The organism is Psychrosphaera aestuarii (assembly GCF_017948405.1).
In the GTDB taxonomy this organism is placed as follows: Bacteria; Pseudomonadota; Gammaproteobacteria; order Enterobacterales; family Alteromonadaceae; genus Psychrosphaera; species Psychrosphaera aestuarii.
Map to the genome: position 1 here is coordinate 488,664 of NZ_CP072844.1, position 25,136 is coordinate 513,799.

General features: G+C 39.5%; 25 protein-coding genes. 14 read left to right on the top strand and 11 right to left on the bottom strand.

From position 1 onward, the window contains the following. Positions 1-2: 2 nt before the first annotated feature. Positions 3-1,370: a TIGR03013 family XrtA/PEP-CTERM system glycosyltransferase gene (locus J9318_RS02275; protein WP_210562335.1), complete on the bottom strand. Its 1,368-nt coding sequence runs from the start codon at positions 1,368-1,370 to the stop codon at positions 3-5. Positions 1,371-1,560: 190 nt separating this feature from the next. Here J9318_RS02275 and J9318_RS02280 point away from each other — a divergent pair, with 190 nt between their 5' ends. From J9318_RS02280 to J9318_RS02295, 4 genes are read left to right on the top strand one after another with little or no spacing between them, the layout of a single operon-like run. After that, positions 1,561-2,202, top strand: a complete 642-nt coding sequence (locus J9318_RS02280; protein ID WP_210560937.1) for an XrtA/PEP-CTERM system exopolysaccharide export protein — start codon at positions 1,561-1,563, stop codon at positions 2,200-2,202. 56 nt (positions 2,203-2,258) lie between these two features. Further along, positions 2,259-3,845, top strand: coding sequence for an XrtA system polysaccharide chain length determinant (locus J9318_RS02285; RefSeq protein WP_210560938.1), 1,587 nt, complete (start codon positions 2,259-2,261; stop codon positions 3,843-3,845). Next, positions 3,842-4,792, top strand: a complete 951-nt coding sequence (locus tag J9318_RS02290; protein WP_210560940.1) for an XrtA-associated tyrosine autokinase — start codon at positions 3,842-3,844, stop codon at positions 4,790-4,792. The genes J9318_RS02285 and J9318_RS02290 overlap by 4 nt, the downstream gene beginning before the upstream one ends. 6 nt (positions 4,793-4,798) lie before the next feature. Continuing rightward, the gene (locus J9318_RS02295; RefSeq protein WP_210560942.1) at positions 4,799-6,523 is read left to right on the top strand and encodes a porin family protein; all 1,725 of its coding nucleotides are present in this window, start codon (positions 4,799-4,801) and stop codon (positions 6,521-6,523) included. A 7-nt stretch (positions 6,524-6,530) separates the two neighbouring features. Here the strand turns inward: J9318_RS02295 and J9318_RS14120 are convergent, their stop codons facing one another. Then, entirely contained in the window at positions 6,531-6,755 is a 225-nt protein-coding gene (locus tag J9318_RS14120; protein ID WP_342345693.1) for a DUF3149 domain-containing protein, read from the bottom strand. 204 nt (positions 6,756-6,959) lie between these two features. Here J9318_RS14120 and J9318_RS02305 point away from each other — a divergent pair, with 204 nt between their 5' ends. Next, the gene (locus tag J9318_RS02305) at positions 6,960-9,350 is read left to right on the top strand and encodes a TonB-dependent receptor (RefSeq protein ID WP_244731805.1); all 2,391 of its coding nucleotides are present in this window, start codon (positions 6,960-6,962) and stop codon (positions 9,348-9,350) included. On the opposite strand, the gene J9318_RS02310 is transcribed toward J9318_RS02305, so the two are convergent. Together J9318_RS02310 and J9318_RS02315 are read right to left on the bottom strand one after the other, a co-directional pair. Further along, a complete protein-coding gene (locus J9318_RS02310) occupies positions 9,318-9,779 on the bottom strand; it encodes a TIGR02444 family protein (protein ID WP_210560944.1) in 462 nt (153 codons plus the stop codon). The genes J9318_RS02305 and J9318_RS02310 overlap by 33 nt on opposite strands. After that, positions 9,763-11,679 carry an ABC transporter ATP-binding protein gene (locus tag J9318_RS02315; protein ID WP_210560946.1) on the bottom strand — a complete coding sequence of 639 codons (1,917 nt, stop codon included), beginning with the start codon at positions 11,677-11,679 and terminating at the stop codon, positions 9,763-9,765. Before J9318_RS02315 ends, J9318_RS02310 begins: the two co-directional genes overlap by 17 nt. 205 nt (positions 11,680-11,884) lie before the next feature. On the opposite strand from J9318_RS02315, the gene J9318_RS02320 reads away from it, so the two are divergent. Beyond that, positions 11,885-12,091, top strand: coding sequence for a YheV family putative zinc ribbon protein (locus J9318_RS02320; RefSeq protein ID WP_210560947.1), 207 nt, complete (start codon positions 11,885-11,887; stop codon positions 12,089-12,091). A 42-nt stretch (positions 12,092-12,133) separates the two neighbouring features. On the opposite strand, the gene J9318_RS02325 is transcribed toward J9318_RS02320, so the two are convergent. Then, the gene (locus tag J9318_RS02325) at positions 12,134-12,361 is read right to left on the bottom strand and encodes a SlyX family protein (RefSeq protein WP_244731809.1); all 228 of its coding nucleotides are present in this window, start codon (positions 12,359-12,361) and stop codon (positions 12,134-12,136) included. Further along, complete coding sequence (locus tag J9318_RS02330; RefSeq protein ID WP_244731812.1) at positions 12,348-13,592, bottom strand: WD40 repeat domain-containing protein; 1,245 nt, start codon at positions 13,590-13,592, stop codon at positions 12,348-12,350. Before J9318_RS02330 ends, J9318_RS02325 begins: the two co-directional genes overlap by 14 nt. A 132-nt stretch (positions 13,593-13,724) precedes the next feature. Between J9318_RS02330 and fkpA the strand changes: the two genes are divergently transcribed. Then, positions 13,725-14,459 carry an FKBP-type peptidyl-prolyl cis-trans isomerase gene (gene fkpA, locus J9318_RS02335; protein ID WP_210560949.1) on the top strand — a complete coding sequence of 245 codons (735 nt, stop codon included), beginning with the start codon at positions 13,725-13,727 and terminating at the stop codon, positions 14,457-14,459. A 64-nt stretch (positions 14,460-14,523) separates the two neighbouring features. Here the strand turns inward: fkpA and J9318_RS02340 are convergent, their stop codons facing one another. Together J9318_RS02340 and rsd are read right to left on the bottom strand one after the other, a co-directional pair. Next, positions 14,524-15,816, bottom strand: a complete 1,293-nt coding sequence (locus tag J9318_RS02340; RefSeq protein ID WP_210560951.1) for a YfiM family lipoprotein — start codon at positions 15,814-15,816, stop codon at positions 14,524-14,526. 19 nt (positions 15,817-15,835) lie between these two features. Continuing rightward, complete coding sequence (rsd, locus tag J9318_RS02345) at positions 15,836-16,303, bottom strand: sigma D regulator (RefSeq protein ID WP_210560953.1); 468 nt, start codon at positions 16,301-16,303, stop codon at positions 15,836-15,838. Positions 16,304-16,443: 140 nt separating this feature from the next. Between rsd and nudC the strand changes: the two genes are divergently transcribed. Both nudC and hemE read left to right on the top strand, forming a co-directional pair. Then, the gene (nudC, locus tag J9318_RS02350) at positions 16,444-17,265 is read left to right on the top strand and encodes an NAD(+) diphosphatase (protein WP_244731816.1); all 822 of its coding nucleotides are present in this window, start codon (positions 16,444-16,446) and stop codon (positions 17,263-17,265) included. Between the two features lie 246 nt (positions 17,266-17,511). After that, positions 17,512-18,579, top strand: a complete 1,068-nt coding sequence (hemE, locus tag J9318_RS02355) for a uroporphyrinogen decarboxylase (RefSeq protein WP_210560955.1) — start codon at positions 17,512-17,514, stop codon at positions 18,577-18,579. A gap of 174 nt (positions 18,580-18,753) precedes the next feature. Here hemE and sthA read toward each other — a convergent pair whose 3' ends face one another. Together sthA and J9318_RS02365 are read right to left on the bottom strand one after the other, a co-directional pair. Further along, a complete protein-coding gene (sthA, locus tag J9318_RS02360; protein ID WP_244731997.1) occupies positions 18,754-20,088 on the bottom strand; it encodes a Si-specific NAD(P)(+) transhydrogenase in 1,335 nt (444 codons plus the stop codon). 249 nt (positions 20,089-20,337) lie between these two features. Next, on the bottom strand, positions 20,338-21,456 hold the full coding sequence (locus tag J9318_RS02365) for an acyl-CoA desaturase (RefSeq protein ID WP_210560958.1): 1,119 nt from the start codon (positions 21,454-21,456) through the stop codon (positions 20,338-20,340). A 143-nt stretch (positions 21,457-21,599) separates the two neighbouring features. On the opposite strand from J9318_RS02365, the gene fabR reads away from it, so the two are divergent. The 5 genes from fabR to J9318_RS02390 all read left to right on the top strand — a co-directional run bounded on the left by fabR (position 21,600) and on the right by J9318_RS02390 (position 23,820). After that, complete coding sequence (gene fabR, locus J9318_RS02370) at positions 21,600-22,238, top strand: HTH-type transcriptional repressor FabR (protein WP_210560959.1); 639 nt, start codon at positions 21,600-21,602, stop codon at positions 22,236-22,238. A 229-nt stretch (positions 22,239-22,467) separates the two neighbouring features. Then, positions 22,468-22,986 carry a hypothetical protein gene (locus tag J9318_RS02375; RefSeq protein WP_210560960.1) on the top strand — a complete coding sequence of 173 codons (519 nt, stop codon included), beginning with the start codon at positions 22,468-22,470 and terminating at the stop codon, positions 22,984-22,986. Positions 22,987-23,001: 15 nt separating this feature from the next. After that, positions 23,002-23,337 (top strand): helix-turn-helix domain-containing protein, encoded by a 336-nt coding sequence (locus tag J9318_RS02380; protein ID WP_210560961.1) that lies wholly within the window; start codon positions 23,002-23,004, stop codon positions 23,335-23,337. Next, positions 23,334-23,477 carry a hypothetical protein gene (locus J9318_RS02385; RefSeq protein WP_210560962.1) on the top strand — a complete coding sequence of 48 codons (144 nt, stop codon included), beginning with the start codon at positions 23,334-23,336 and terminating at the stop codon, positions 23,475-23,477. Before J9318_RS02380 ends, J9318_RS02385 begins: the two co-directional genes overlap by 4 nt. 19 nt (positions 23,478-23,496) lie before the next feature. Continuing rightward, the gene (locus tag J9318_RS02390; protein WP_210560963.1) at positions 23,497-23,820 is read left to right on the top strand and encodes a hypothetical protein; all 324 of its coding nucleotides are present in this window, start codon (positions 23,497-23,499) and stop codon (positions 23,818-23,820) included. 147 nt (positions 23,821-23,967) lie between these two features. Here J9318_RS02390 and trmA read toward each other — a convergent pair whose 3' ends face one another. Continuing rightward, the gene (gene trmA / locus J9318_RS02395) at positions 23,968-25,065 is read right to left on the bottom strand and encodes a tRNA (uridine(54)-C5)-methyltransferase TrmA (protein ID WP_210562341.1); all 1,098 of its coding nucleotides are present in this window, start codon (positions 25,063-25,065) and stop codon (positions 23,968-23,970) included. Between the last annotated feature and the right edge of the window lie 71 nt (positions 25,066-25,136).

Consider the following 25,136-nt stretch of genomic DNA (forward strand, 5'->3'; position numbering starts at 1 on the left):
AATTAACGACCTTTACCAAATAGGATAATTTCGAAGGTACGAACTAAAATCAATAAGTCGAGCAAAATGCTGCGACGCTTGATGTAATACAAATCAAATTTGAGCTTTTCTAGCGAGTCATTAACACTTGAACCATAAGGGTAATTAAGTTGTGCCCAACCTGTTAAGCCTGGTTTAACGTTGTGACGATGATTGTAATACGGTATTTCTTTGATGAGTTCTTTTACAAACTCCGGGCGTTCTGGACGAGGCCCAACAAAGCCCATTTCGCCTTTAAAAACATTAAACAACTGCGGCAATTCATCAATTCGGTATTTACGTAATGCATTACCAATTTTTGTTACGCGGTCATCGGTTTTTTGAGCCCATTGTGCACCGTCTTTTTCGGCATCTTGGCGCATACTTCTAAATTTAATAATTTCGAATAACTGGCCATCCATACCAACACGGGTTTGCTTGTAAAAGATAGTGCCACCTTTTTTGCGACCGTCTTCAAGATAGATAAGTGCCATGGTGATAAGTATCAGTGGCCAAGTTAGTGCAAAGACAAACACGGCTAAAATAACATTTAATACATAATCGGCTGCAACACGGATGTAGTGACGAGATTGGAACCCGTTCGAGTAAATAACCCAAGACGGATAAATAAGGTTGACGGCAACTTGCCCTGTTTCTTCTTCAATAAAGTCCAGAATGTCTTTAACGACTACGCCGCCCATCTTACAGTCGAATAGTGCTTCTAACGGCAGTGACCCTCGGCGCTCATCTGGTGCAATTACAATTTCATCAATTTGATTTTCTTGAATAAACTCATGTAAGTTGTCTAGGGAGTCAAGCTTGATTATATTTTCACGCTTTAATTCATCTTCTTTATCTGATGCTAACGGAATAAAACCAACTAATGAAAAACCACGGCGGTCTGACTCGCGACGCATACGCTTTTCAATTATTGACGCTCTTTCACCTGCTCCGATTACCACTACACGTTTTTTTGTAATACCAAACATTTCGAACGTGCTGGCCAAATAACGAATGGTAAAAACAAGAACAACAATGGTTAATACGTATGATGCAAATAAAAGAGGAAGAACTTCTGAAGAGGTAAAAATATTAAAAACAATAATTTCAAAGATGGCAAAGGTCATTACGCCACTAACTAGACACCGACGAAATATACCAATATGGCTGTCTCGTAATTTTATATCGTATAAACCAACGGATAGGTTGGTAACAATAAACAAACTAGCGATAGCTATTGGCAATACCCACCATACTTCTTTATAAGCTGGCAATAGTGGTAAGTCATAAACTTCTATAGCCCAAAAGCCTATTAGACCTACAGATAGAGCAACTAGCCAATCCATAATCATTAACGTGTTACTACGTTGATTAATAGGCTTTTGATGAAATACCTTTTTCAAGTCAGTTCCTAGTCGTTGTGAAAGTTGTTATTGTTTTTGTAACAGATACTTTAACTGATTGTAAGCATACTGTCATTTCGAAAAAATATAATAGTTCACATTTATTATGATTTGATTACAATCACTATTGATACATATTATGGACAACAAAAACAAGAGTGAATTTGCCGTGAAAATATTAATTATATTAATGTGTGTACTAGCCATGATTGGCTGTTCAACAAATCGTTTGCCACCGGCAACGGTTAAACCTTCCGCAATTGCTAGTGTTGATGACTATCAATATCTAATTGGCCCAGGCGACTCGGTTAATATTTTTGTTTGGCGAAACCCTGAGGTTTCAGGCAGTTTTGTTGTTCGCCCCGATGGTATGATTACCACATCTCTTGTCGAAGACATTCCTGTTTCCGGCAAAACGCCAACCCAATTAGCGCGCGAAATCGAAGTTGTGCTTGGGCAATATATTAAATCACCTATTGTAACTGTTAGTGTTGGTGGCTTTGTCGGGCCATTTACCGAGCAGGTTCGTGTAATTGGTGAAGCAACAAACCCGATGGCTGTAAATTATCGTCAAAACATGACTCTGCTTGATCTTATGATTCAAGTTGGCGGTTTAACTGAGTTTGCTAATGGCAATAGTGCGGTGCTAGTTCGTGTTATTAACGGTCGACAAACAGAATTTGAGATAGAGCTTGACGATTTAATAAAGCAGGGTGATATCAGTGCAAATGTAGATATTTTACCTGGCGATATTATTATCATTCCGGAAGATTGGTTCTAATTGGTCGCGTAAAAAGTAGTTTTTAAGTAGTAAGTAGTTAAGCAAAGGATTATTAAATGCAGGATCTGCAGGCCACCATTCAACAAATACTGGATTATATAAAAGGTATTTGGATTAAAAAGCGGTTTATTATCATATCAACTTGGTTGATATGTCCGCTGGGATTATTTTTAGTGGCAAAAATGCCCGATGTATATGAGTCAAAGGCGAAGATATACGCAGATACTCGTTCTATGCTTAAGCCACTGCTAAGAGGGTTAGCAATTCAAACAGACTCGAAAGAAGAAATTAATGCTATTGCACGTACATTAAAATCAACGCCAAACTTAGAAGATATTGCTCGTAAAGCAGATTTAGACATTAGCGCTAAAACGCCTCAAGAATTCCAGGGCATTGTTGAGAACTTAAGAAATAAAATTATTTTTAATAGTTCGGGTCGTACGAGTATTTATAGTATTTCATTTGAGCACCCAGACCCGCAAATTGCCAAACGCGTTGTATCACTAACGTTAGATAAATTTGTTGAGTCGGCATTAGGTCAAAATCGTCAGGACAGCACCACGGCAAGTAACTTTTTAGATGAACAGTTACAAGAATATGCTACTCGATTGGCAAGTTCAGAGCAGCGTTTAGCTGATTTTAAAAAGCAGTATGGTGACTTGTTGCCAGAGTCTGGCGGTTCGGGTTATTACCAGCAACGAGGACAGTTAAAAACTCAAATTGAGTCAATTAATTTAGAGTTGTCAGAAAAGCAAACGCAATTACAGAGTTTAAAAAGTAAATTTGCCACTAGTACTACCAATGAAGGCAACCCTGATAACGTAAATATCGCTACTCAGTACGATCAACGCATTGCTCAAATGCAGGCAAATTTAGATGATTTACAAATTCGTTTTACCGATAAACATCCAGATGTTCTGCAAACAAGAGAGCGTTTAGAATCATTGCAGCAACAACGTAAGTCGGAAATCGATCAGCTAATGAAAGGACTGTCAAATGGTGAGTTGGCCGCTGGCAGTCTAAGTGAAAATGCAATTGTTCAACAACTCACTATCGTGATTAACAATTTAGAAAGTAATATCGCGTCATTAAATGTTCGTAAGCAAAGTTATGTTGAAAAACTAGACGTGCTTGAACAAAAATTAGAGTTGATTCCAGATATTGAGGCGAAACGTACGGCGTTAAATCGTGACTACGGCATTACCAAACGAAAGTACGAAGAATTACTCAGTCGCAAAGAATCAGCAGATTTATCCCGTAAGGCCGACTTATCTGCTGAAGATGTGCAATTTAGAATTATTGATCCGCCTGTTGTGCCACTAGCGGCATCAGGGCCAAAACGTGCCTTGTTATACACAGGTGTGTTAATTGTTAGTTTTGGTGCTGGCGTAGCCTTGGCCTTTTTGTTTAGCCAGTTAAATCCGGTAATCATCAATGCTAATCATTTAACAAAAATTACTGGCCGACCTGTATTAGGCGCAGTCACAGATATTAACTTAGCAGAAATCAATAAACGTGATCGACGCAGAATGTGGGTATTTGCTGCCTCATCCTCCGTAATTCTTGGTTTATATTTGGTGTTTATGTTCTCAGAGATTGTGATGAAAAAGACACCGTTGCAGTTAATGGAGAGATTCATATGAGCTCTATAGAAAAGGCAATGAAACGCCAAGGTGAAAAAGCTAAATTTGGTCAACCAAAAGCAGCTGAAGGTGAGATTGAACAAGCAGCAACGCCTAATGACCAAACAGATGCGTCAAAGCATGTAGCACAACCAGAGTCAGAACAAGTTAAAAAACAAGATCAGGTGTTGCCGTCGGATAATCACCAAACCGAGTTGAGCTCACCGATAAGTACCAATAAAGACTTAGTGATTGATTTTGAAATGCTTGAAAGCAAGGGTTTTGTTGCTTTATCTCGTAAGCGTACGTTAATAAACGAAGAGTTTCGTAGCATTAAGCGGAAAGTGTTAAATAACGCGTATGGCGGTTTGGCCAAAACGCTTCATCATGCGAACCTGGTGTTTGTATCAAGCTCACGACCGAATGAAGGTAAAACCTTTACAGCGGTTAATTTAGCGTTAAGCATTGCGTTAGAACAAGACAAAACGGTGCTGCTAGTAGACGCTGACGTGCTCAAACCGAGCGTGTCAAAAACCTTAGAAATAGGCGCGAACGTTGGTTTAATTGAATATTTAACCGGTGAAGAGAAAGACGTTTCATCTGTTATTTATCATACCAATATTGAAAATCTAAAGGTTATTCCTGCTGGTTTACCACATCACTTATCAAACGAATTATTAGCAAGCGATAAAATGCTCAAGCTCTGTAAAGAGTTTGCCAGTCGTTACCCTGACCGAATCGTTATTTTTGATTGCCCTCCGCTTTTAGGTGTTAATGAAACGGCACTGATGGCAGAGCAATGTGGCCAAGGCGTGATTGTGGTAGAAGAGAACAAATCAAAAGTCTCGGAAGTAAAACAAGCCGTTGATTTATTACCAGAGACGATGGCGGTAGGGTTTGTACTTAATAAAGTGACCGACCCAACTGAAACTCAGGGTTATGGTTACTATTACGGTTCAGGAGCTTAATTTCAAATGAGCAAACAGCAGAATCAAAGAAGTCGAGCAATTAAAAATGCGTCATCACGTCGCGCTAATGACTTTGTTATATCTGCTGTTGCCATGTTTGTTGCTACTTGTTTAGGAACTGTGACAACGAGTGCAGTCGCCACTGAAATAGAAATCAAACCTAAAATTACGTCGATATATACCTATGTTGTTGACCCGGAGTTTAATGGTTTTGAATTGGATTCGTCGGTTGAAGATGGCAACCAAACTTTAATGCTTACGCCGAGTATTTCAATGCTCGCTAGTGGCGCTGTTTGGAATGGTCAATGGACCGTTTCGCACACTAAAATAGAGCAACTAGAGTCTAATTTTGAAAATACCTCTTTCAGCGATATCTCGCTAAATAATCAATTTAACTTTGTTAAAGATCGCGTGGTATTTTCCGCGAATGCTAGTCGCAAGAACCAAAATATTGATAACCGTTTTGCTGGTGTCTCAGATCCTATTTTTGGTCAAAGCGAATACGTCGATGTTGATAATGGCACATTAGGATTAACCGTAAAAAACAAATCGGGTTCCGACTGGCGTAATAGTCTGAATTATTCGTATTCGGCGACTCGCTTTGATGAAGATCAGTTAGCAAATACCAGCACACGGTCAACGCAACTGGTTAAAGGCGATAGACAGAACGCGGAAGTTCGGCTCGCATATGGTTCACGAGCAAACCAAGTAAAGGGTGAGTTTCGACTAGCTGGAAATAGTAACGATAGAAATGTTCGTGGCAAGCAAAGTAACATAGCAGCCTCTTTTAATTTGGAACTACCTATGTGGTCGGCGCTTGATTTTGTATTAAGTGGTTCAGCATCACGTAACTCCATAGCAAATTCGAGTTTTGAAGACTCTAATTTGGATAATGAATTTTATGGCGCTGGTTTAGCGTGGCGTTTCAGCGAACGCTCATATATCGCGGTAACCTACAATAAAGATACGCAGGGTCAAACCCGTTTTAGTGATGCTGATGAGGAGTTTGATGATACTTTTGTTGGCTATCGTTTGGTATTAGAGCCGAGTAAACGAACTTCGCTAAGTTATGAAAACAGCCGACGTTTTTACGGTGAGTCACATAACTTTAAATACAACAAGTCGGGCAACCACTGGAATATTAATGTTGGATATGCTGAAGATTTAACGAGCCAGTCTAGGTTGGTTAACGATCCTATTTCTGCTGGTATTTATAGTTGTAATCCTATTTCGCTAGAAAGAGTGGACTGTATTCCGTTATCAAGAATTCCAGACAGACCAGACCCAAGACGTGAGTACATTGAGTTCTTTGATCCGAACTTTTTTATTGATGAAGAGTTAGTGTTATCTAAGGGATTAAATGCGTCTGTGTCGTATAAAGGCCGTAAGAGTACGTTAACTTTGTCGTATGCAAAAAGTAAGCGTCAGTTTTTAGAACGTGACAATGATGAGTTTGGTAACGAACAAGACAGTGAGTCTTTTTCTATTAACTATAACCATAGAATGTCGCGCCGAACGTCTTTTAATGCATCAGCAAACCAAACTGACGTTGATTCAAATGGTACAAGAGGCGACAGAAAAGGCTTTCAAGCAAGTGTAGGTTTGGAGCGTAAGTTAACAAGAAAGGCAACTGGAAAATTGAATATCCGCCGCTTTGATAACGACGGAAATTCAATTGGACAAAATAGAAAAGATACTCGGTTGGAAGTGCAGTACTCTTATCAATTTTAAATCAATTTTAATGCGCGTTTTGATGCATATTTAGGTTAGTTGTTACATCTAACTCAACGTCATCTTTCATTTCTTCCATTGGCGCCTCAGCGTCCATAACATTCTTTATGAAATACCAAGTGTAAAAAATCATCAAGCCTAGTGTTAATGCTAAAATACCAAAGCTCATAAACAATACTGGATCGCTCATAAAGTCACGAAACATAGATTCAATATTAAATTCGTTAAACATAATCGTTCTCCTTTTTTCTATGCCTTCAATTTAGCTCCTTGGTGTAATTTAATAATGATCTAGATCATGCTTTTTAGGTGTGCGTTTAATAAGCGAATTAAACATTGATTTAGATCATATTAAATAATCGCTAACAAACGTATTTACATTGATATGATATAGTGTATCATTTTTCTATATCATTAATTTAGAGAGTAAAAGCTTGTGTTTTTAAATCGATTTTTTGCAACTTCTTTGTGTGCAGTTAGTGTTTTAAGTGCAAGTCCGGCGTACGCTGCACATAGTATCGAAGGACTAGTTAAAGACGCGAAAGGCGCACCAGTCAAAAATGCCAAAGTCTTTGTACATGGTAGTACCTTAGTCGTTACCACAGATCAAAGTGGCCGCTTTAAATTAACTGAACAAATGAAGCATATCGAAGAGTTGCACGTGGTTGCATCAGGATTTAATCATGCTTCAGTTAAACTTTCTGAAAATATTACTAGTTACAATATTGTACTGTCGCCTAGCCTAATTGAGCGTATTGACGTTACTGCGACGCCACTTCACGGTTCTACTTTGGAGTCTGCAACGCCAATTTCTGTGTTGAGTGACCAAGAGTTAAAAAACAAACATGCTTCAACATTAGGTGAAACATTAAAAGCAGAGTTAGGTGTGCATTCTTCCTATTACGGTCCTGTAAGTAGCACGCCTATTATTCGTGGTTTAGATGGGCCTCGAGTTCTTATTGCGCAAAATGGTTTAGATGTAGGTGATGCTTCTAGAGTTGGCCCAGATCATGTGGTATCGACAGAAACAAGTACCGTAAAACAAATTGAAGTATTACGAGGTCCTGCAACATTGTTTTATGGCAGTGGCGCTATTGGCGGAGTCGTGAATGTGGTTGATAACCGTGTACCACGAGAATTAGAGCGAAGCTCTGAATGGCAATATTCCTTTGGCACAGTGGCAGATGAATCGGAGTTGTCGTTTGCATTAAACGGTGGGGCAGAGCAAGCCTTGTCAGGAAAAGATATTGCTTGGCATGTTGATGCTTTTTATAGAGACAGCAGTGATTATGATGTGCCTGCCGATCCTGAGTTGCATGTAGATGAAGATGAAGAAGAACATGCTGAACACGCTGAAGATGGTCATGGCTCTTTTACGCTAGCGAATAGTGCCTCTCGTTCAAAAGGCGGTACTGTTGGCGCAAGTGTGTTATTGGATAACGGCTTTGTTGGTGTTTCGGTAGGTTACCTAGACCGTTTGTACGGTATACCTGGTCACGCGCATGCACATGAAGAGCACGATGAGCATGAAGAGCATGAAGAACATGAAGAACATGAAGAGCACGAAGAACACGCAGATGAGCATGAAGGTCACGATGACCACGATGAGCATGGTGAAGAAGGCTTTGTAAAAGGCGATATGCGTCAAACTCGTGTGCAGTTAATTTCTGAGCTTACTTTTAAAAATTCATGGATAACAGGTTTAAATACTAAGTTTGGTGTAACAAATTATCAGCACCAAGAGCTGGAGTTTGATGGGATTGGTGGCGTAGAAGTCGGTACTCAGTTTAATAATGATGCATGGGAACTTCGTAGTGATATGTTACTCGCTGATTTAAACGATTGGCATGGCGCTTTAACGTTCGATATAAAATCATCTGACTTTGAAGCAATAGGTGAAGAGGCATTTACACCGCCATCAAAAACTAAGTCGTACGCTATTGGACTGCTTGAAGAAAAGCACTTTGACAATGTGTTGGTGCAACTAGGTGCCCGTGCAGAACAAGTATCTATAGATTCAGATTTGTACTCGTTTGATTTCTCACCAGTGAGCTTATCAGCGGGTTTAGTTTATGATTTTGCTAGTGGTTATAACATAGCCGCGTCGTATACTCATTCTTCTAGAGCACCTTCTGCAGGCGAATTGCTTTCATACGGACCTCATATTGGTACCCGTTCGTTCGAACTAGGTGCGATTTTTGACTCAATAGATGGAGCTACATCTCTTATAGAGTCGGACATGGTGGAAGAAACATCGAATAACATAGAGTTGAGCCTTAGAAAATTTGAAGGCGATGTGGGTTTTGTTGTTAATGCCTTTTTTAATCAAGTAGATGATTTTTATTATCAAGCTAATACTGGTGAAGAGTTAGATGAGTTGCCGGTATACCGTTATGAGGCCAGAGACGCTGAGTTTTATGGTGTTGAAGCGCAGTGGATTTGGCAAGCTAACCAAGACTTGAAGATCACAGTACAGGCAGACAGCATCAATGGAAAATTAACATCAGGTGAGTATTTACCGCGTATTCCACCAACTAGATTAGGCACTACTTTTGACTACGAGTTGGAAAATACCAGTATTGAACTGAGTGTGATGCATCATTTTGAGCAAGACAAAACGGCAGCGATGGAAACAACAACGGATAGCTATTCTATGGTTGATATAAAAGTTAACCATTACTTACCGTTAGCTGGAATGGATACAACCTTGTTCTTTAAGATTAATAACTTGTTTGACGAAGAAGCCCGAGTTCATTCGAGCTTTTTAAAGAACGATACCTTGTTACCTAGTCGCTCATTTGTTGTCGGTATTAGAGGTATGTATTAACAAAGCTTGATAACGTCCCCAGTTATTAGGTACTGAGACGTCAGCTCGATATTCGGCGGCGTCTCTTTTCATCATGTCACACAGCAACGATTGTTCTTGTTGCTCAAATAACAATTCTGCTTCTAATAGGTGATGACGAATGTCTTCGTAATGATTGATTTGAGCTTTTTGCTGTTTAAACGTCTCGCGATTGACACGAATGGCTTGAGTAAATTTTCTAGAGAATTGACTGATGTAGTTATGCAAAATAGTGAGTTCTTGATCACTTATTTCAATGGTTAAGTCGTCGCAATATAAACAAAATAACGCTAGGTTGACGTTCCCATCGTAACTGTTTTGCCAGCCTAAGAGTTCGTTTTGAAGCTCATCTTGCTGATAACTGGTTACACTAAACTGCCAAAGCTCAGTTGGCTCAATTAGATTCGTCATACTCGCTCCTCATCACTTCCATTTGTTCTTCATATTCAAACCATTGCATTTCTATGTCTTCAAGCTCACTTTTTAATTTTGCTTGTTCACTTAAAAGTTGGTTTAAATCTGACTTTCTTGACTCAGTATAGAGGTCAGTGTCGCCCATTGCCTCTTCAATTTCACTTAGCCTTGTTGTCATTTTTTCTTGTTGCTCAACTAACTTATCAGCTTTTTTCTTAATTGGGGATAGGGCTTTACGTAGTTCTGCTTCTTTTCGCTTTTGATCTTTTTTGGCAACGGCAGAATTCACCTTGTCGTTACTTGTGTCTTTGTCTTGATTGGCCTGACGATCTTGGTCAAGCAACCAGTTGTGATAATCGTCTAAGTCACCGTCAAATGGTGCGACTTGGCCACTATCAACTAAGTATAGGTCATCACAGGTTGATTTTAATAAGTGACGATCGTGGGCAATAAGTATCATAGCGCCTTCAAAACCTTGTAAGGCAATTGCTAAGGCTTGACGCATTTCGATGTCTAAATGGTTAGTCGGCTCATCGAGAAGCAATAAGTTTGGTTTTTGAAAAACGATAAGGGCTAACACTAATCGAGCTTTCTCACCGCCGGAAAAGCTGTCAATTTTGTCTAGAGCTTGATCGCCGTTAAAGCCAAATCCACCTAAATAGTCACGAGCCATTTGTTCTGTCATGGTGCGATCTAGTGCCTGAACATGATCAACCGGACTTTGACCAATTGATAAGGTATCCAATTGATGTTGCGCGAAATAACCAATACGTAAGTGTTTACTATGTTCAAATTCACCAGAAAGAGGCGGTATGTCTCTAGAAAGTGTTTTAATTAAGGTGGATTTACCAGCGCCATTTCTACCTAGCAAGCCAATTCGACTGCCTGGTACTAGGTTCATTCTTATTTTAGATAAAATAGCGGTATCGCCGTATCCGGCTTCTACCTGGTCCATTTTAATAATTGGGTTTGGGATATTAGATGCTGGTCGAAATTCGAAATGGAATTGTGAATCAACGTGCGCTGGTGCAATTTTCTCCATGCGTTCGAGCATTTTTACTCGACTCTGTGCTTGTTTGGCTTTGGTCGCTTGGGCTTTAAACCGGTCGATAAAAGATTGAATGTGTTTAATTTCAAGCTGTTGTTTTTCAAAGTTAGCTTGTTGCTGGGCGAGTTTTTCTGCGCGCTGAGTTTCAAATGTTGAGTAATTACCTGTGTAACTATTTAGACTGTTGTTTTCTACGTGCAGAATGCCTTGGCAAATATTGTCGATAAAGTCTCTGTCATGGGAGATTAATAAAATGGTCCCTTCGTATCTATTTAGCCACTTTTCTAACCAAATTACCGCATCTAAATCTAAGTGGTTAGTTGGCTCATCTAGTAGTAAGCAGTCACTATCAATCATAAGTGCTTGGGCTAAATTTAGGCGCATTCGCCAACCACCAGAAAAACTCTTAACAGGACGTTGTTGTGCGTCAGCATCAAAACCTAAGCCATTTAGCATTTCACCTGCTCTGGCTGGAATGGTGTAGGCGTTAATCGTTTCTAAATCATGATGGATTTGGGCAATTTGATGGCCATTATTCTCAAGTTCGGCTTTTGCTAATGCTGCTTGAAGCTGACAATATTTTTCGTGGCCATCTATCACGTAGTCTAATGCCGATTTGTCTAGTCCTGGTGTCTCTTGCTTTACCCACGCTAGCTGCCAACCTTTTGGATAGGAGATTTCGCCACCGTCATTAGACAGTTCTCCACGGATCATATTGAACAGCGTCGACTTACCACAACCATTTGCGCCTACTATGCCTATTTTATGGCCGGGATAAATAGTGGCAGAGGCTTGTTGGAATAAGACTTTGTTACCAAGTTGTAAGTCGAGTTGTGAAATTTGCAGCATAGAGAATATAAAGTCCTAAAATTTTTAACGTGGGAATGGTATATGTTGCTTAACAAAACGTATACCCAAAGGACGGCTTTTTTGTTTAAATAGCGCCTGTTTTGAATTAACGGTTTTTTACGTCGGGTTTTATTCAACTAACTTAATTGCATTTCGGTAATTATCGTAAGTTAATAGAGTCACTTGAGGTAACTGGGAACATACGATGACTAAAAAGAAAAAGAGATTTATTGCTGGTGCAAGTTGCCCTGAATGTAAGGCGATGGATACCATGATGTTATTTATGGAAAATAACGTTGAAAAAGTTGAGTGTAAGTCTTGTGGTCATCAAATGACGCAACCGGACGGTGCCGTTCAAGGCGCAACTCGCCAATTTGAACAAGTCATTGGTGTGTTTACGCCTGGCGATTAGGTACAGTTAGATTATTTTATGTAATCTTTGGTACCGCTATTTTTAGTAGTGCGGAGGAGGTGTCTCTTCTGCCTGCGATGCCACTGGCGAGCCTTTGTCTTGGCTAAATTTTTGGGCTAGCAGTTCAATCTGACGTTTCATCGTCGCCTGAGCTAAATTTAGCGTCGTGATTTCAGCATTTAGCTGTTCAATTGTATCTTCTTGAAAAGCGAGTTGGCTTTCTAGCGACTCTACTTTTAAAGTTAGCTCTTGCAGTTTATCTGTGCTCACTGTCGATATCCCATATTTCATTTAACCCAGCTGAACTTTCGCTAACGACTTGGGTTTCGTTATTTATAAAGCTGGCACTATACACTACAGCACTTTGCGGACGCGAGCCTTTCCTAGGGGTAACAAGCCATTGTTGTAACTGTTTGCCGGTTTTTACATCCCATAATGTAAGTTGTCGGGTTGGTGCTCCGGTGAGTAGCCATTTGCCGTTGTCACTAAATCGCGCACTGGTAAATATTTCTTGGCGATTAATGTAATCAAGTTGTGAAATCGTTTGGCCCGTTTTTAAGTCCCAAATACGAGCTTGTTTTTTACTATCTGCGGTAAATGCATAACGAGCTTTTGGGTCTAATGCGACAAATATGACGCGACTCGCATGTCTAAATTTATGTATGACTTGGCCACTGCTGGTATCCCACAAATAAGCGGTTTGATCGCTAGAGCCCGTCAAGACATACTTTCCGTTTGGTGCCATATCAAGACTATTAATTGCATTGTTAATTTGTACGGACTCACCCTGCTCATCTAATAGGTTGCGCTGGTGGCCTAAAAACTCCAGTCGACGTCCACTTTCTATGGTGATGTGGGTGATCATGCCGTTGCTTTTACCTAAAACAATGTGCTTTCCATTATTTGAAACATCGATGGCGCGTATTGTTCCAAGCGCTAAACATTGCTCTCCCGCCGCAAAGTCTACATCTATGCATTTGTCGCGATCGATAACGCTAATTTGTGAGGCTTTTGGTAAATCGGAGGCAGGATTATTACGGTTGACCCAAGCATTTGAACCATCGTCGTCACTAATTTGAACTTTTGACTTTCTAACTTGCCAAAAACCTACGTTTTCACCACTGGTAATGTCCCACAGTGAAAAATTATGTTTATCGGCCAATACCGCATGAGAGTCATTATCGGCAATAGAAGTTGCAAAGATGACATTGCTGTTGCTCATGATTGAGGTGCTTTCGCCATCATCGAAGCTAAGTGGTTGCTGATCAATATTGTGTGACCATTGATATTTAGCACCGTTGGCATTGAGATCCCATAAAGCTACCCCATGATATAAGGTGGATACGACGGAGTAATTTCCGGAACTGGAGATGCTTGCCGCAAAGGCACCGGTTTGGGCATGCTCAAACTGTTGTTTTGGCTTATCGCCAGCAGGTTGGCAGCCACTAATTAACGTAGTTGCAATAAATACGATAGATACAAAAAGAATTTTAATTCGCAAACTGAGCCTCGATTTATTTATTAGCTTGGTTTTCTAGCGTTTTAGGGTTTTTCTTTACATTGTTACTCGCTAGTATAGGCTACATCTAATTGAAAAATGTAGCATTAGATTTATAAGAATAATGGAGAACACATGAATAAAGCAGTAAAACTAACTGCAATTGCTGCGGCAGTCGCACTTTTAGGCGCTTGTGGTAATGCGGAAAAAGCGCAGGTTAAAGTTGAATCTGAAGCCGATAAGCAAAGTTATGCACTAGGTGCATCTATGGGTCGTTACCTAAATAATAATCTTGAGAAGAATGCTGAGATTGGCATTGAGCTTAAAAAAGATATGATTTTAGGCGGTATTGAAGACGCGTTGGGTGACAAAGTTCAGTTTACTGAAGAAGAAATTGAAACTGTTATGAATGCTTTAGAGGCTGATGTTCGTAAGCGTGGCATGGAGCATCAAGAGAAGTTGGCGTCAGCGGCTCAAGAAGAAGGCAAGCAATTTTTAGTTGAGAATGCAAAACGCAGTGAAGTAACAGTAACTGAGTCTGGCCTTCAATATGAAGTTTTATCTGAAGCAGAAGGCGAAAAGCCAGCGGCAGCTGACACAGTAACTGTTCATTACCACGGCACGTTAGTTGACGGAACAGTATTTGACTCTTCTGTCGATCGTGGTCAAACAACTAGCTTCCCGTTAAATCGAGTTATCCCTGGTTGGACTGAAGGTTTACAGTACATGAGCAAAGGCTCTAAGTATAAGTTCTACATTCCTTCTGAGTTAGGATATGGCGCGCGTGCTGCAGGTTCAATTCCTCCACATTCAACACTTATTTTTGAAGTTGAGCTATTTGATATTCAAAAAGCACCAGCAGCAGAATAATCGTTTGAAACCTAGTTTTAAACACACAAAAAAAGCGCTATAAGCGCTTTTTTTTATATCTAAATTATTGATACAAGGGCAGTCGACGAATTCGGTCATCGATTGCTTGTTCTATAAGTTTGTATTCTATGCTGTGCTTATTGCCTAGTTCGTCTTTAAACTGCGTAGCGCTTAACCCTTCCGGAAGTTGGTCTACCATAGGGAAAAAGACACTTTCATCTTTAATTCCGGCCAGCATCTGTTGTGCTTGGCGAGCTTGTTGCTCGTTGTATACAACAAATTGACTAAAGCTTAATCCAGCTTTATCGGCGGCTAAGTCAGGAAAGCTGTAACCACTGCCACCTTCATTGGCGTCATATAGCTCTTTTATTTCACCTATGTTGAGGCCAATTTGTTGGCCGCCTAGCTGCTCTAAAATAGCCGAATATAAAAAGTGTAAGGTAAGATCCTTACGGCCGTGAACCACTGGTGTTTGAAGAGGCTTAGAGTCTGGTGGAATATTTAGCCCAGCAATTTTTGCAAATTTACTGTTGCCAAAATAGGACGCAAGTGCCCATAAGGCATGTCTATTCTCACTCGCCGCACTAAGAGATGGTTGCGCTATGAGGTTACTGCGCGCCTCCTGAAACACTAATCCGACATAGTAGGAAAGTTCTTCGCTGTTTGCTTTATTTCGTTCGAGCAAGGTCACATAGTCATAGAATTTTTTTGCATTAAATCGTTTACCTACCGCTATATCAGTCGCCTGCTGTTTTAATGATTTAAATGAGTCTTTAACTAATTGAACTAATAAAGGTGGCCGTTCGGTGGTGAGTGTTAACGATGATGTTTTAACTTGTATTTGCTCAAACAGCATTTGAACAAGTTGCGCCGGTTTTGGCTTCATTGCTCGTTTTAATGTGCCTAATACCAACGGTTCAGCAATAAAGTGCGGCAATAAAATACTGCCTAGCTTGCAGTGCTCTATTATAAATTTTTCAGCTTGCTGCTCCATTGAGCAATAGGCATTTAAGTACAAGTCTTTATGTGAGAAGTCTATCAATTGGCTAAGGTTGTAACTAATTGCACTTGTATAAATAGACCCAGAAACGTAATTCTCAAAACTAGCATTATTTATAGTGTGCGCTGCTAAATCTGAGAGTGCATCTAGTTCGGACTGATACATTACCAAGCTAATTACTTCAGATTCACTTCGTAACTCCGTGAGTAGTCGTTGTAATGAAGATTTTGCCGCTGCCACTTGCATTGGCGTTAATACTTTATTTTCGAGCGTGATGGGTTTAAAGGATATAAGTGCAACGGCAACCATCACTACAAGGAATACCAACACCAAAAAAAACTTAAACAAAAACTTCATATCAACTGCTTATATCAATCTAACTATGTTTACTATGAAGAATATGAATTAGCTCGTCTTCTAACTCCATACGTTGTTCAAGAGTGGTACCAACTTCAGATAAGTCATAATCGAAAGCGTTAAGTTCTTTGTCTGATGGAAGGTTGGCATATTTGTCATTAAAATCTACGAGCAGCTGTGTGGTCTCCGTTATTAAAGGATACAGCCTTTGAGCGAGTGCAGCACTTTCAGCACCATTTTCCGAACATTGTTTAACGATACTATCGTATATCTCAAAGTGACCTGCGGATAAGTAGTCGATGAGGATTTGGCAAAAATTAGTGATCGCTACATGGTCTGGTAATGAGTTTTTCACTGATTCAAAAGGTGGAAGTCCAGCCAACTGACAATACTTCACTAGCAGCTCTTGTCGCTCAGCTAGCCATGCATCGATGACCGTATTTGCGCCGCCATATTTTTGTTGAGTTTTTTCCTGCCGAATTAACATTTAGAGTCTTCCTCTTTGAAAGTACAGTTGTTTTCCGTCTGTTAAATAAAATTATAAGACATAAATTTAGATTTAGCATAACGGAAATGTGATGTTTCGGTTTACACTAGTGCTCAGTGGTTTTGAACCTTAAAGGAGCAATGATGATTCAACACAGTATTCCATTTTCACCTGAATTAGAAGGCTGGTGGTGCGTTATTTTAACTCATCAGATCTATTTGCCTGGCCCAAAGAATAAAATTCCATTTGGTAGCTTTGATGATCTCGCAATAAATATAACTAGACCTGATGTTGTGCATCAAATTGGTGAGTATGATGGCGATCCTGTGTACACCTTAGATGCTACGCACATTCTTGCGTCAGAATCGGATCTGGAACTCGATGAATTTGTTGGCCTTCGTAGTATTTTGTTTGAGCAGAATGAGTTATTTGAATTTGCAGCGCGTGCTTATCAGGTTCAGTTATTTTTAAAAACCCATCAATACTGCGGACAGTGTGGATCACCAATGCAAATTATTGATTGGGAACTCGCAACATTATGCGAGCCGTGCAAGCACCGTTGTTATCCGAGGATCTCGCCCGTTGTTATTGTTGCTATTCGCAAAGGTTCACAAATCTTATTGGCTAAAAATAAACGCTCTACGGCTAATATATATAGCGTATTAGCTGGTTTTGTAGAGAGTGGTGAAACCTTAGAGCAGGCTGTACATCGCGAAGTTTTTGAAGAGGTCGGGATTAAGGTTAAAAATATTAAGTATGTTAAGAGTCAGCCTTGGCCGTTTCCGCATTCGTTAATGGTTGGATTTGTTGCAGAGTATGATTCTGGCGAACTTAATTTGTGCGATGATGAGATTGAAGCTGCCGATTGGTTTGAATTTGGCGAAGACATGCCACCAGTTCCACCATTTAAAACGATATCTAGGCAATTAATTGAGCACACAAAGAGATTGGTACATAAGTAGTGCAGAAAAGAAAAAACCACTCATAAGAGTGGTCGAATTTTTCTAGCGCGTGAGCTCATTAAAATGAGTTTTTATTATAGTTTTTCTTGAGCGCGAAGTATTTATAGCAAAGCATGGATCAGTGTGCAAGAAATAACCTAAAATTGATTTCGAATAAAAAAAACGCTTTTTATACACTTTCAATCTATAGAGACAATTAGCGGGTTCTGGTAGAATCGCGCCAGCATATTTATTAGAGAAGAGCCGATGACTGAATTAAAGAATGATCGTTACTTACGTGCGTTATTACAAGAGCCTGTAGACCGAACTCCAGTATGGATGATGCGTCAAGCTGGACGCTATTTGCCAGAGTACCGCGCAACAAGAGCTGTTGCTGGTGATTTTATGTCGCTATGTAAAAATGCAGAGTTAGCATGTGAAGTGACTATGCAGCCATTACGTCGTTACCCGTTAGATGCGGCAATTCTTTTCTCAGATATATTAACTATTCCTGATGCGATGGGATTAGGTTTATATTTTGAAACGGGTGAAGGCCCACGTTTTAAAAATCCGATTCAATCAAAAGCGGATATTGATAAATTACCTATTCCTGATCCAGAGGGCGAACTGCAATACGTAATGAACGCAGTGCGTACTATTCGTAAAGAGTTAAATGGCTCTATTCCATTGATTGGTTTTTCAGGTAGTCCTTGGACTTTAGCAACCTACATGGTTGAAGGCAGTGGGACTAAGACATTTTCTAAAGTTAAAGGCATGATGTATTCAGAGCCTAAGATGATGCACCAATTGTTGGATAAGGTAGCGGACTCTGTTACTAGCTACTTAAACGCGCAAATTGCTGCGGGCGCGCAATCGGTAATGATTTTTGATACTTGGGGTGGTGTATTAACGCCACGTGACTATGAAGAGTTCTCTCTAAACTACATGAGCAAGATCATTGATGGTTTAACTCGTGAGAATGAAGGTCGTAAAGTTCCAGTTACCTTGTTTACTAAGAACGGTGGTCAGTGGCTTGAAAAAATGGCGGCGACAGGTTGTGATGCACTAGGTCTAGATTGGACTATGAACATTGCAGAAGCAAAAGCACGTGTCGGCGACAAAGTAGCACTTCAAGGTAATATGGATCCAGCAATGCTTTATGCGACGCCAGATCGTATTCGCCAAGAAGTACAAACTATTTTGGCTGACTACGGCGATAAAGGAACAGGCCACGTATTTAACTTAGGCCACGGCATTACGCCAGATGTATCGCCTGAGAATGCGGGTGCCTTTATTAATGCCGTTGTTGATTACAGCCCGAAGTACCATAAATAAAAATAACTTTTAGCAAGTTGACTAATACGTAGCTTGCTTTATTTGTTTGCAATACAATTACAACGTATAAAAAAAAGCGCCAAGGTTTCTCTTAGGCGCTTTTTTTATGTCTGCTATAGACATTCACTTGATTGCAGATTTACTGAATTTAGAAATCTGCAACCGTGGTAGATCTTAAAACAATCTATTTAAGCCATTTAACGCTGCAACGCGATAAGCTTCAGCCATTGTTGGATAGTTAAACGTGGTATGAATAAAGTATTCAATCGTATTTGCTTTTCCTTTTTGCTGCATAATAGCTTGACCAATGTGAATGATCTCAGCCGCTTGTTCTCCAAAACAGTGAATACCTAAAATTTCTTTGGTTTCACAGTGGAACAAGATTTTTAAACCACCTACTGGAGTGGCACCGATTTGTGCACGAGCAAGGTGTTTAAATGATGAACGACCCACTTCATAAGGTATTTTAGCGGCCGTTAGTTGTTGTTCTGTTTTACCAACCGATGACATTTCTGGAATGGTATAAATACCTGTTGGAATATCTTCAATAAGTTGGCCTTCAGTAGGAAGATGCAACATATATTCGGCTGCAATTCGGCCTTGATCGTAAGCCGCACTTGCTAGGCTTGGATAACCAATTACGTCACCTACTGCAAATACGTTGTCAGCCGCTGTTTTGTATGTTGAATCTACTGCTAAACAACCACGAGAGTTAGCTTCTAAATTGATGGCAGAAAGGTTTAATGAATCTGTATTACCAGTACGACCATTAGCAAAAAGAATACAGTCGGCTTTCATACGTTTGCCTGACTTCAGCGTCATGATGACGCCATCTTCTTGTGCTTCAATTTTTTCGTATTCTTCACCGTGGCGAATAACGATACCGCTATTCCAGAAATGATAACTTAGTGAGTCTGTCATTTCTGCGTCCATAAATGACAATAGGCGATCTCGAGTATTGATAAGATCTACCTTACAACCTAAACCTCTAAAAATTGAAGCGTATTCACAGCCGATAACACCAGCACCATAAATAATGATGTTTTTAGGTTGGTGTTTTAGCGATAAAATCGTGTCGGAGTCATATACACGAGGGTGTTTAAAATCAACATCAACAGGATTGTAAGGTCGAGATCCTGTAGCAATTACAAAGTTCTCGGCAGTAAGGTGTTCGATTGAACCATCAAGCAAAACTATTTGAAGCGTGTTTTTATCTACAAATGAAGCCGTACCGTGAATAATATCCACTTCGTTACGATTATAGAATCCGCCACGTAAGCGAACCTGATCACGAATGACTTTGGTTGTATGTTCTAGGATGTTTTCGAATGTTAGCGACGCTGCTTTTTCCGATTTATTAAACAGTGGGTTGCTGTTGTATTCGATAAGTCGACTTACAGAGTGTCGAAGCGCTTTTGACGGGATTGTGCCCCAGTGTGTACAACCACCACCAACTTGAGTGTGTTTTTCGATTACCGCTACACGCTTACCTGCTTTAGTCAGGTTCATTGCAGCACCTTCACCACCTGGTCCCGTGCCGATTACAATCGTATCGTAATCGAACTTTTGTGGTTTTTCACTTGCTTGGTTTTTTTGTTTTTTATCGCTCACAAATACACCCTTGTCGCTTCAACATAAAAGGAATGATGTTCAATCATCTAATTCTTGTAAGTTTAACAAAGAATTAAAACTTAGAGAATTATTCATTTTAGTAAAAGTTTTGTATTTATGTAGCTAATTTATTGCTAATTAGCCTATTTAAGCCGGAATTTCGTTAATGAGCGCCTGCCACTCTTGTTGTCTCATTTTTATTTGTGACTGCAATAGTTTGTAATTAGTTTTCAGTTCTGCAAGTGCGGCGTCAGATATCGCTTGTTTTTTCGCGGTAAGGTATGCCGATTTGATCTCAACATATCGTTTAAATTCTTCAACGAGGTGATGATATTCAGCGTCCAGTTTATTTAACAAGTCGGTTTTACCTTGTAAAGTGACGAGCTTTTGAGTGGCAAGTTGCTTTTGCATTTTCCACTTCGCCGCCTTTATTTTTTCTTCCGGTACTTTTCTAAGATTATTGGTTAAGCCTACAAAGGTCATGGCTTTTATAAACCATTTAGTTGGGTCGAAGTGCCACCATTTGATGCCATTTCTGTAATCGTTTTCGAAGATGTGGTGATAATTATGGTAACCCTCACCATAGGTGATAAAAGCAAGCAGACCATTGTCTTTAGCACTATTTTTGTCGGTGTACGGCTGTTTACCCCAAATATGGGCCAGTGAGTTTATAAAGAAAGTAAAGTGATGGCTTAATACTAAGCGCAATACGCCAACCGTTAGTAACATGCCCCAAATATCATTAAAAATAATACCAAGCGCAATAGGAATGCCGAAGTTAAGCGTCATTGCGAGTAACAGGTAGTGTTTGTGTTGCCACATAACTATTTTGTTCTTTTGTAGATCTCGACAGTTGCTGTAATCATCATATCGCTCTGGTTGATGGTCTCGTAACATCCAGCCGATATGACTAAACCAAAACCCTTTTTTAGCGGAGTATGGGTCTTTACCATTCTGGTCAACAAATTTATGATGTATTCTGTGGTCAGAAGACCAGTGTAATGCACTGTTTTGCAATGCAAATGCACCGCCTAACGCTAAAATAAATTGTAAAGCTGGATGTGCTTCGTACGTTCGGTGGGACCAAAGGCGATGATAACCAACGGTGATAGACATGCCAGCAAAACCTAATGCTATTATTGTGGCAACCAGATGTTCGGTTTGATAACCATAATGGTAGCCATATAAAGGTACACCTATTAATGCAATTAAAAATGTAGATAAAAAAACGAACACGTTGGTCCATAAAATAGGTGGTTTTGACATACTTAATACTTAGCTAACAGACGTACGCTGAGTTTAGAAGATGCGATAATAAATGCAACGAATAACTTTATAAATGATAGCGATTGCTTGTTGTTATTAAGTTTAAAGTTTGTGAGACACCGGAATCTAATATTAGGTAAACGATGAATAACGATACAGGTCAAACACTCGTAAGAACAAGAGCTCAACAGAAAGAACAAACTCGACGCGCCATTATCGACGCTGCGTTTCGTCAGTTAAGTCCAGATCAAAGCTTTGCTAATTTGAGTTTGCGTGAAGTAGCTCGAGAGGCGGGCATTGCTCCGACTTCGTTTTATCGTCATTTTAAGGATATGGATGAGTTAGGTTTGACGCTGGTGGATGAAGCGGGATTAATGTTAAGACAATTAATGCGTCAGGCTCGTGCTCGGATTGATAAGGGCAAAGGTAGCGTGGTGCAAACGTCTATTTCTACCTTTATGGAGTTTGTTGAAATTAATGGCAATGAGTTTAGGCTTTTGCTTCGTGAACGCTCTGGCACATCTAAAGCTTTTCGACTGGCGGTAAACAGAGAAATTCAACACTTTGTTGAAGAGTTGACGGAATACATTCAAACCAAAACTAATTCAAATCATCAAGATGCACTTTATGAAGCCGATGCATTAGTGACGATAGTTTTTAATGCTGGGGCAGAAGCATTGGATTTAAGTCAGGAAAAGCGAGAATTGTTGTCGATAAAAGTGGTTCGTCAAATGCGTTTTATTGCAAAAGGCTCGGAATCGATGCGACATGCTAAAAAGTAGATGGCTATTTTTACGTTTAATTCCATTTGCTTAAAAATATAGATGATTAGAAGCAAAGCTAGTCAGGATAAGACTTTCAGGTATGTGACACCTCACTGTCATATTGTGACACTAACCACAGACATATGACAAAACGCATGACTGTCCTGTTAGTGTCGTCACAGGTTTAGGAAATATTTGTTTTACTGAGTCCCACATTGAGTAACACAAATACATAAGGATTTTAAAAATGACTTCGGAAAAAGATAATAATTTAGAGAGTAATCTTGCTGAGAATAATAAGGTTGTAACTACCAACTCTGAAAATAGTAATGTTAATCCAGTAGTTGAGAGCGATGCTGTTAAGAAGCTCTCTGGCATCAGTTTATTTTCAGATGGTTTTAGATTTCATTTTGAGGTAGGAGGTCACCAGATTGAAGCGTGGGGGTCGAGTAAATCAGGAAAAGAGTCGGTTACGTTGGATGGAAATCTTGTCTCAGAAAATCGTAGCTTAAGGCGAAAGTCATTGCATTCATTTGAACATCAAGGCGTTTTATACGAAGTTGAGTTTAATATGGTCAATTTACTGACGTCGGAATTACACTGTTCGCTGATTAAAGATGGGGTACATGTCGACACCCAGAAAGTTATGCCTAAAAGCACATCGTCGAAAAAGGAGTTTTTTAAAGGCTTTTTTCTTTGGTTTGGAATCGGTGCCATTTCTGGTTTTGTTGGTATGACTTTACTTTTAAACTTTTTAGATAAGTAACTCTGGAGAACTAAAATGGATATAAATGCAGAGTTAATTAAAACAAAAAGAACAAGTCAGAATTGGACTCAACAACATTTAGCTGATGCTTGTGGAGTCAGTCTACGAACTATTCAACGTGTTGAGCGGTATGGGAATGCTTCAAGTGAAACTGTGATGGCCTTGGCTTCTGTTTTTGAAATTCAACAGTCAGAGATTATTGTGCCAGAAAACCCTGTGATTGAAATGGAATTGATAGCAGATGGAAGTAGCAAAAAACTAGAAAAAGTCGTGCAGTTTATAGTTACGCTTTCAACTGGGATGCTAATAGGTGCTGGATTAGTGGTACTTTTTGTTAAGGATGTAGCATGAAACAATTAATAGGTAATGAAGAGTATAAGTCTATTTGGGATGAACCAGGTGTTTTGACCTTAGCGATCATTGTCGGGGCGACCTATCTGTTTGGATTAGGTGTCACTATTGGTCGTCTTCTAGGTAAGTTTTTAGCGTAAACAAAATTAAGGATTAGATATGTTTAGTAAAGATTTTTTATTTGAAGTTAAGGGTAAAGAAATCCGAGTTTGTAACAACTGGATTAGAGGTATTAAGCTATACGTAGATGGCGACTTTAAAGACCAAGATAAAACGTTATTTGCGTTCTCGGATAAAACGCTATTAAGCGCAAATTTAGGTGATGGCATTATTTTAGAGATTGTGCCGGTATCGACCGCTTTTACTGTTGAAATGGATGCCTATTTGCGAGAAGGTCAAACGAGAACATTGATATACAGTTCATATCAGAGGCTATCTTTAAAAGAAAAAAGGATCGCTGGGGATTTAGCGCAGAGTAGCTAACTTAGATGATGCTATTAAAGAGTACGGTTTAGATTAGTTTTATAATGAGAGTTCTAGATATATCAAATATAGAGAGCAAAAAGCCCATATGGGAAAATCACCATAGTGGGCTTTTTTATCGCAAGATCTTTAAGGCTAAGACTAAGACTAAGACTTAGCCGTAAGAACAACCCCACACTCTAAATGATCGGTATATGGGAATTGATCAAACACAGCAAACTTTGAAACGTCGTGTGTTTTACTTAACTCTAATAAGTTGTCGTGCAGGGTATTAGGGTTACACGATATATATATGATGGTTTCATATTGTTGAACCATTTTAACCGTGTCATCGTCTAAACCTGCTCTAGGCGGATCGACTAAAATTGTATTGCAGTTGTAACTCTTTAAATCGATACCTTCTAATCGATTAAATGTACGTGTTCCATTCATCGCTTCGGTAAAGTCTTCCGCTGACATTCTTATAATATCAACGTTATCTATTTTGTTTGCTTCTATATTGTATTGAGCAGCTTGTACTGATGTTTTCGATATCTCAGTCGCTAATACGCGATCAAACTTGTCAGCTAAAGCGAGTGAGAAGTTACCAGCACCGCAATATAACTCTAATAGATCGCCTGTATATGCTTTAGCGTTTTTGGCCCAGCTCAACATATCTTCACATAGCTTAGCGTTTGGTTGGGTAAAACTATTTTCTACCTGCTTATATATATAAGGTTTGCCATCAACGGTTAGCTCTTCAATGACAAAATCACGATCTAAAATTACCTTTTGTTTCCTGGCACGCCCAACAAAGTCAATGGTGTATTTTTCAGATAGGCGAGACTTTAAGGCTTTACATTGTTCAATCCACTCGTCGTCTAACTGTTTGTGATAAAGCAGGCTCACCAATACTTCTCCGGTTAGGGTAGAAAGGTAGTCTATTTGAAACAGTTTCCGGCGCAGCACTTCGTTTGGCTTTAATTCGTCAATGATGTCTTTCATCACACTATTAATAAGCTCACTTGCTGGTGGAAAGTGATCTATTCGGATCTTTTCTTTAGTTTCCTTGTCGAACATGATGTGAAACAGGTCGTCGCCGTCATGCCAGACTCTGAATTCTGAACGCATTCGGTAATGCAGTGTCGGCGATTTATATACATCTATAGACGGAATAGAAAATTCATTAAACTGTTCATTAACAATTTGGATCTTTTTGTCTAGTAACGAGTCGTATTGTTCTGGTTTGATCGAACTTAATGGCATAGGGATAAATTCATAATAATGGACATAATGATGCATTTTACTCAATAAATGACTAAAACACTAAATTTGGC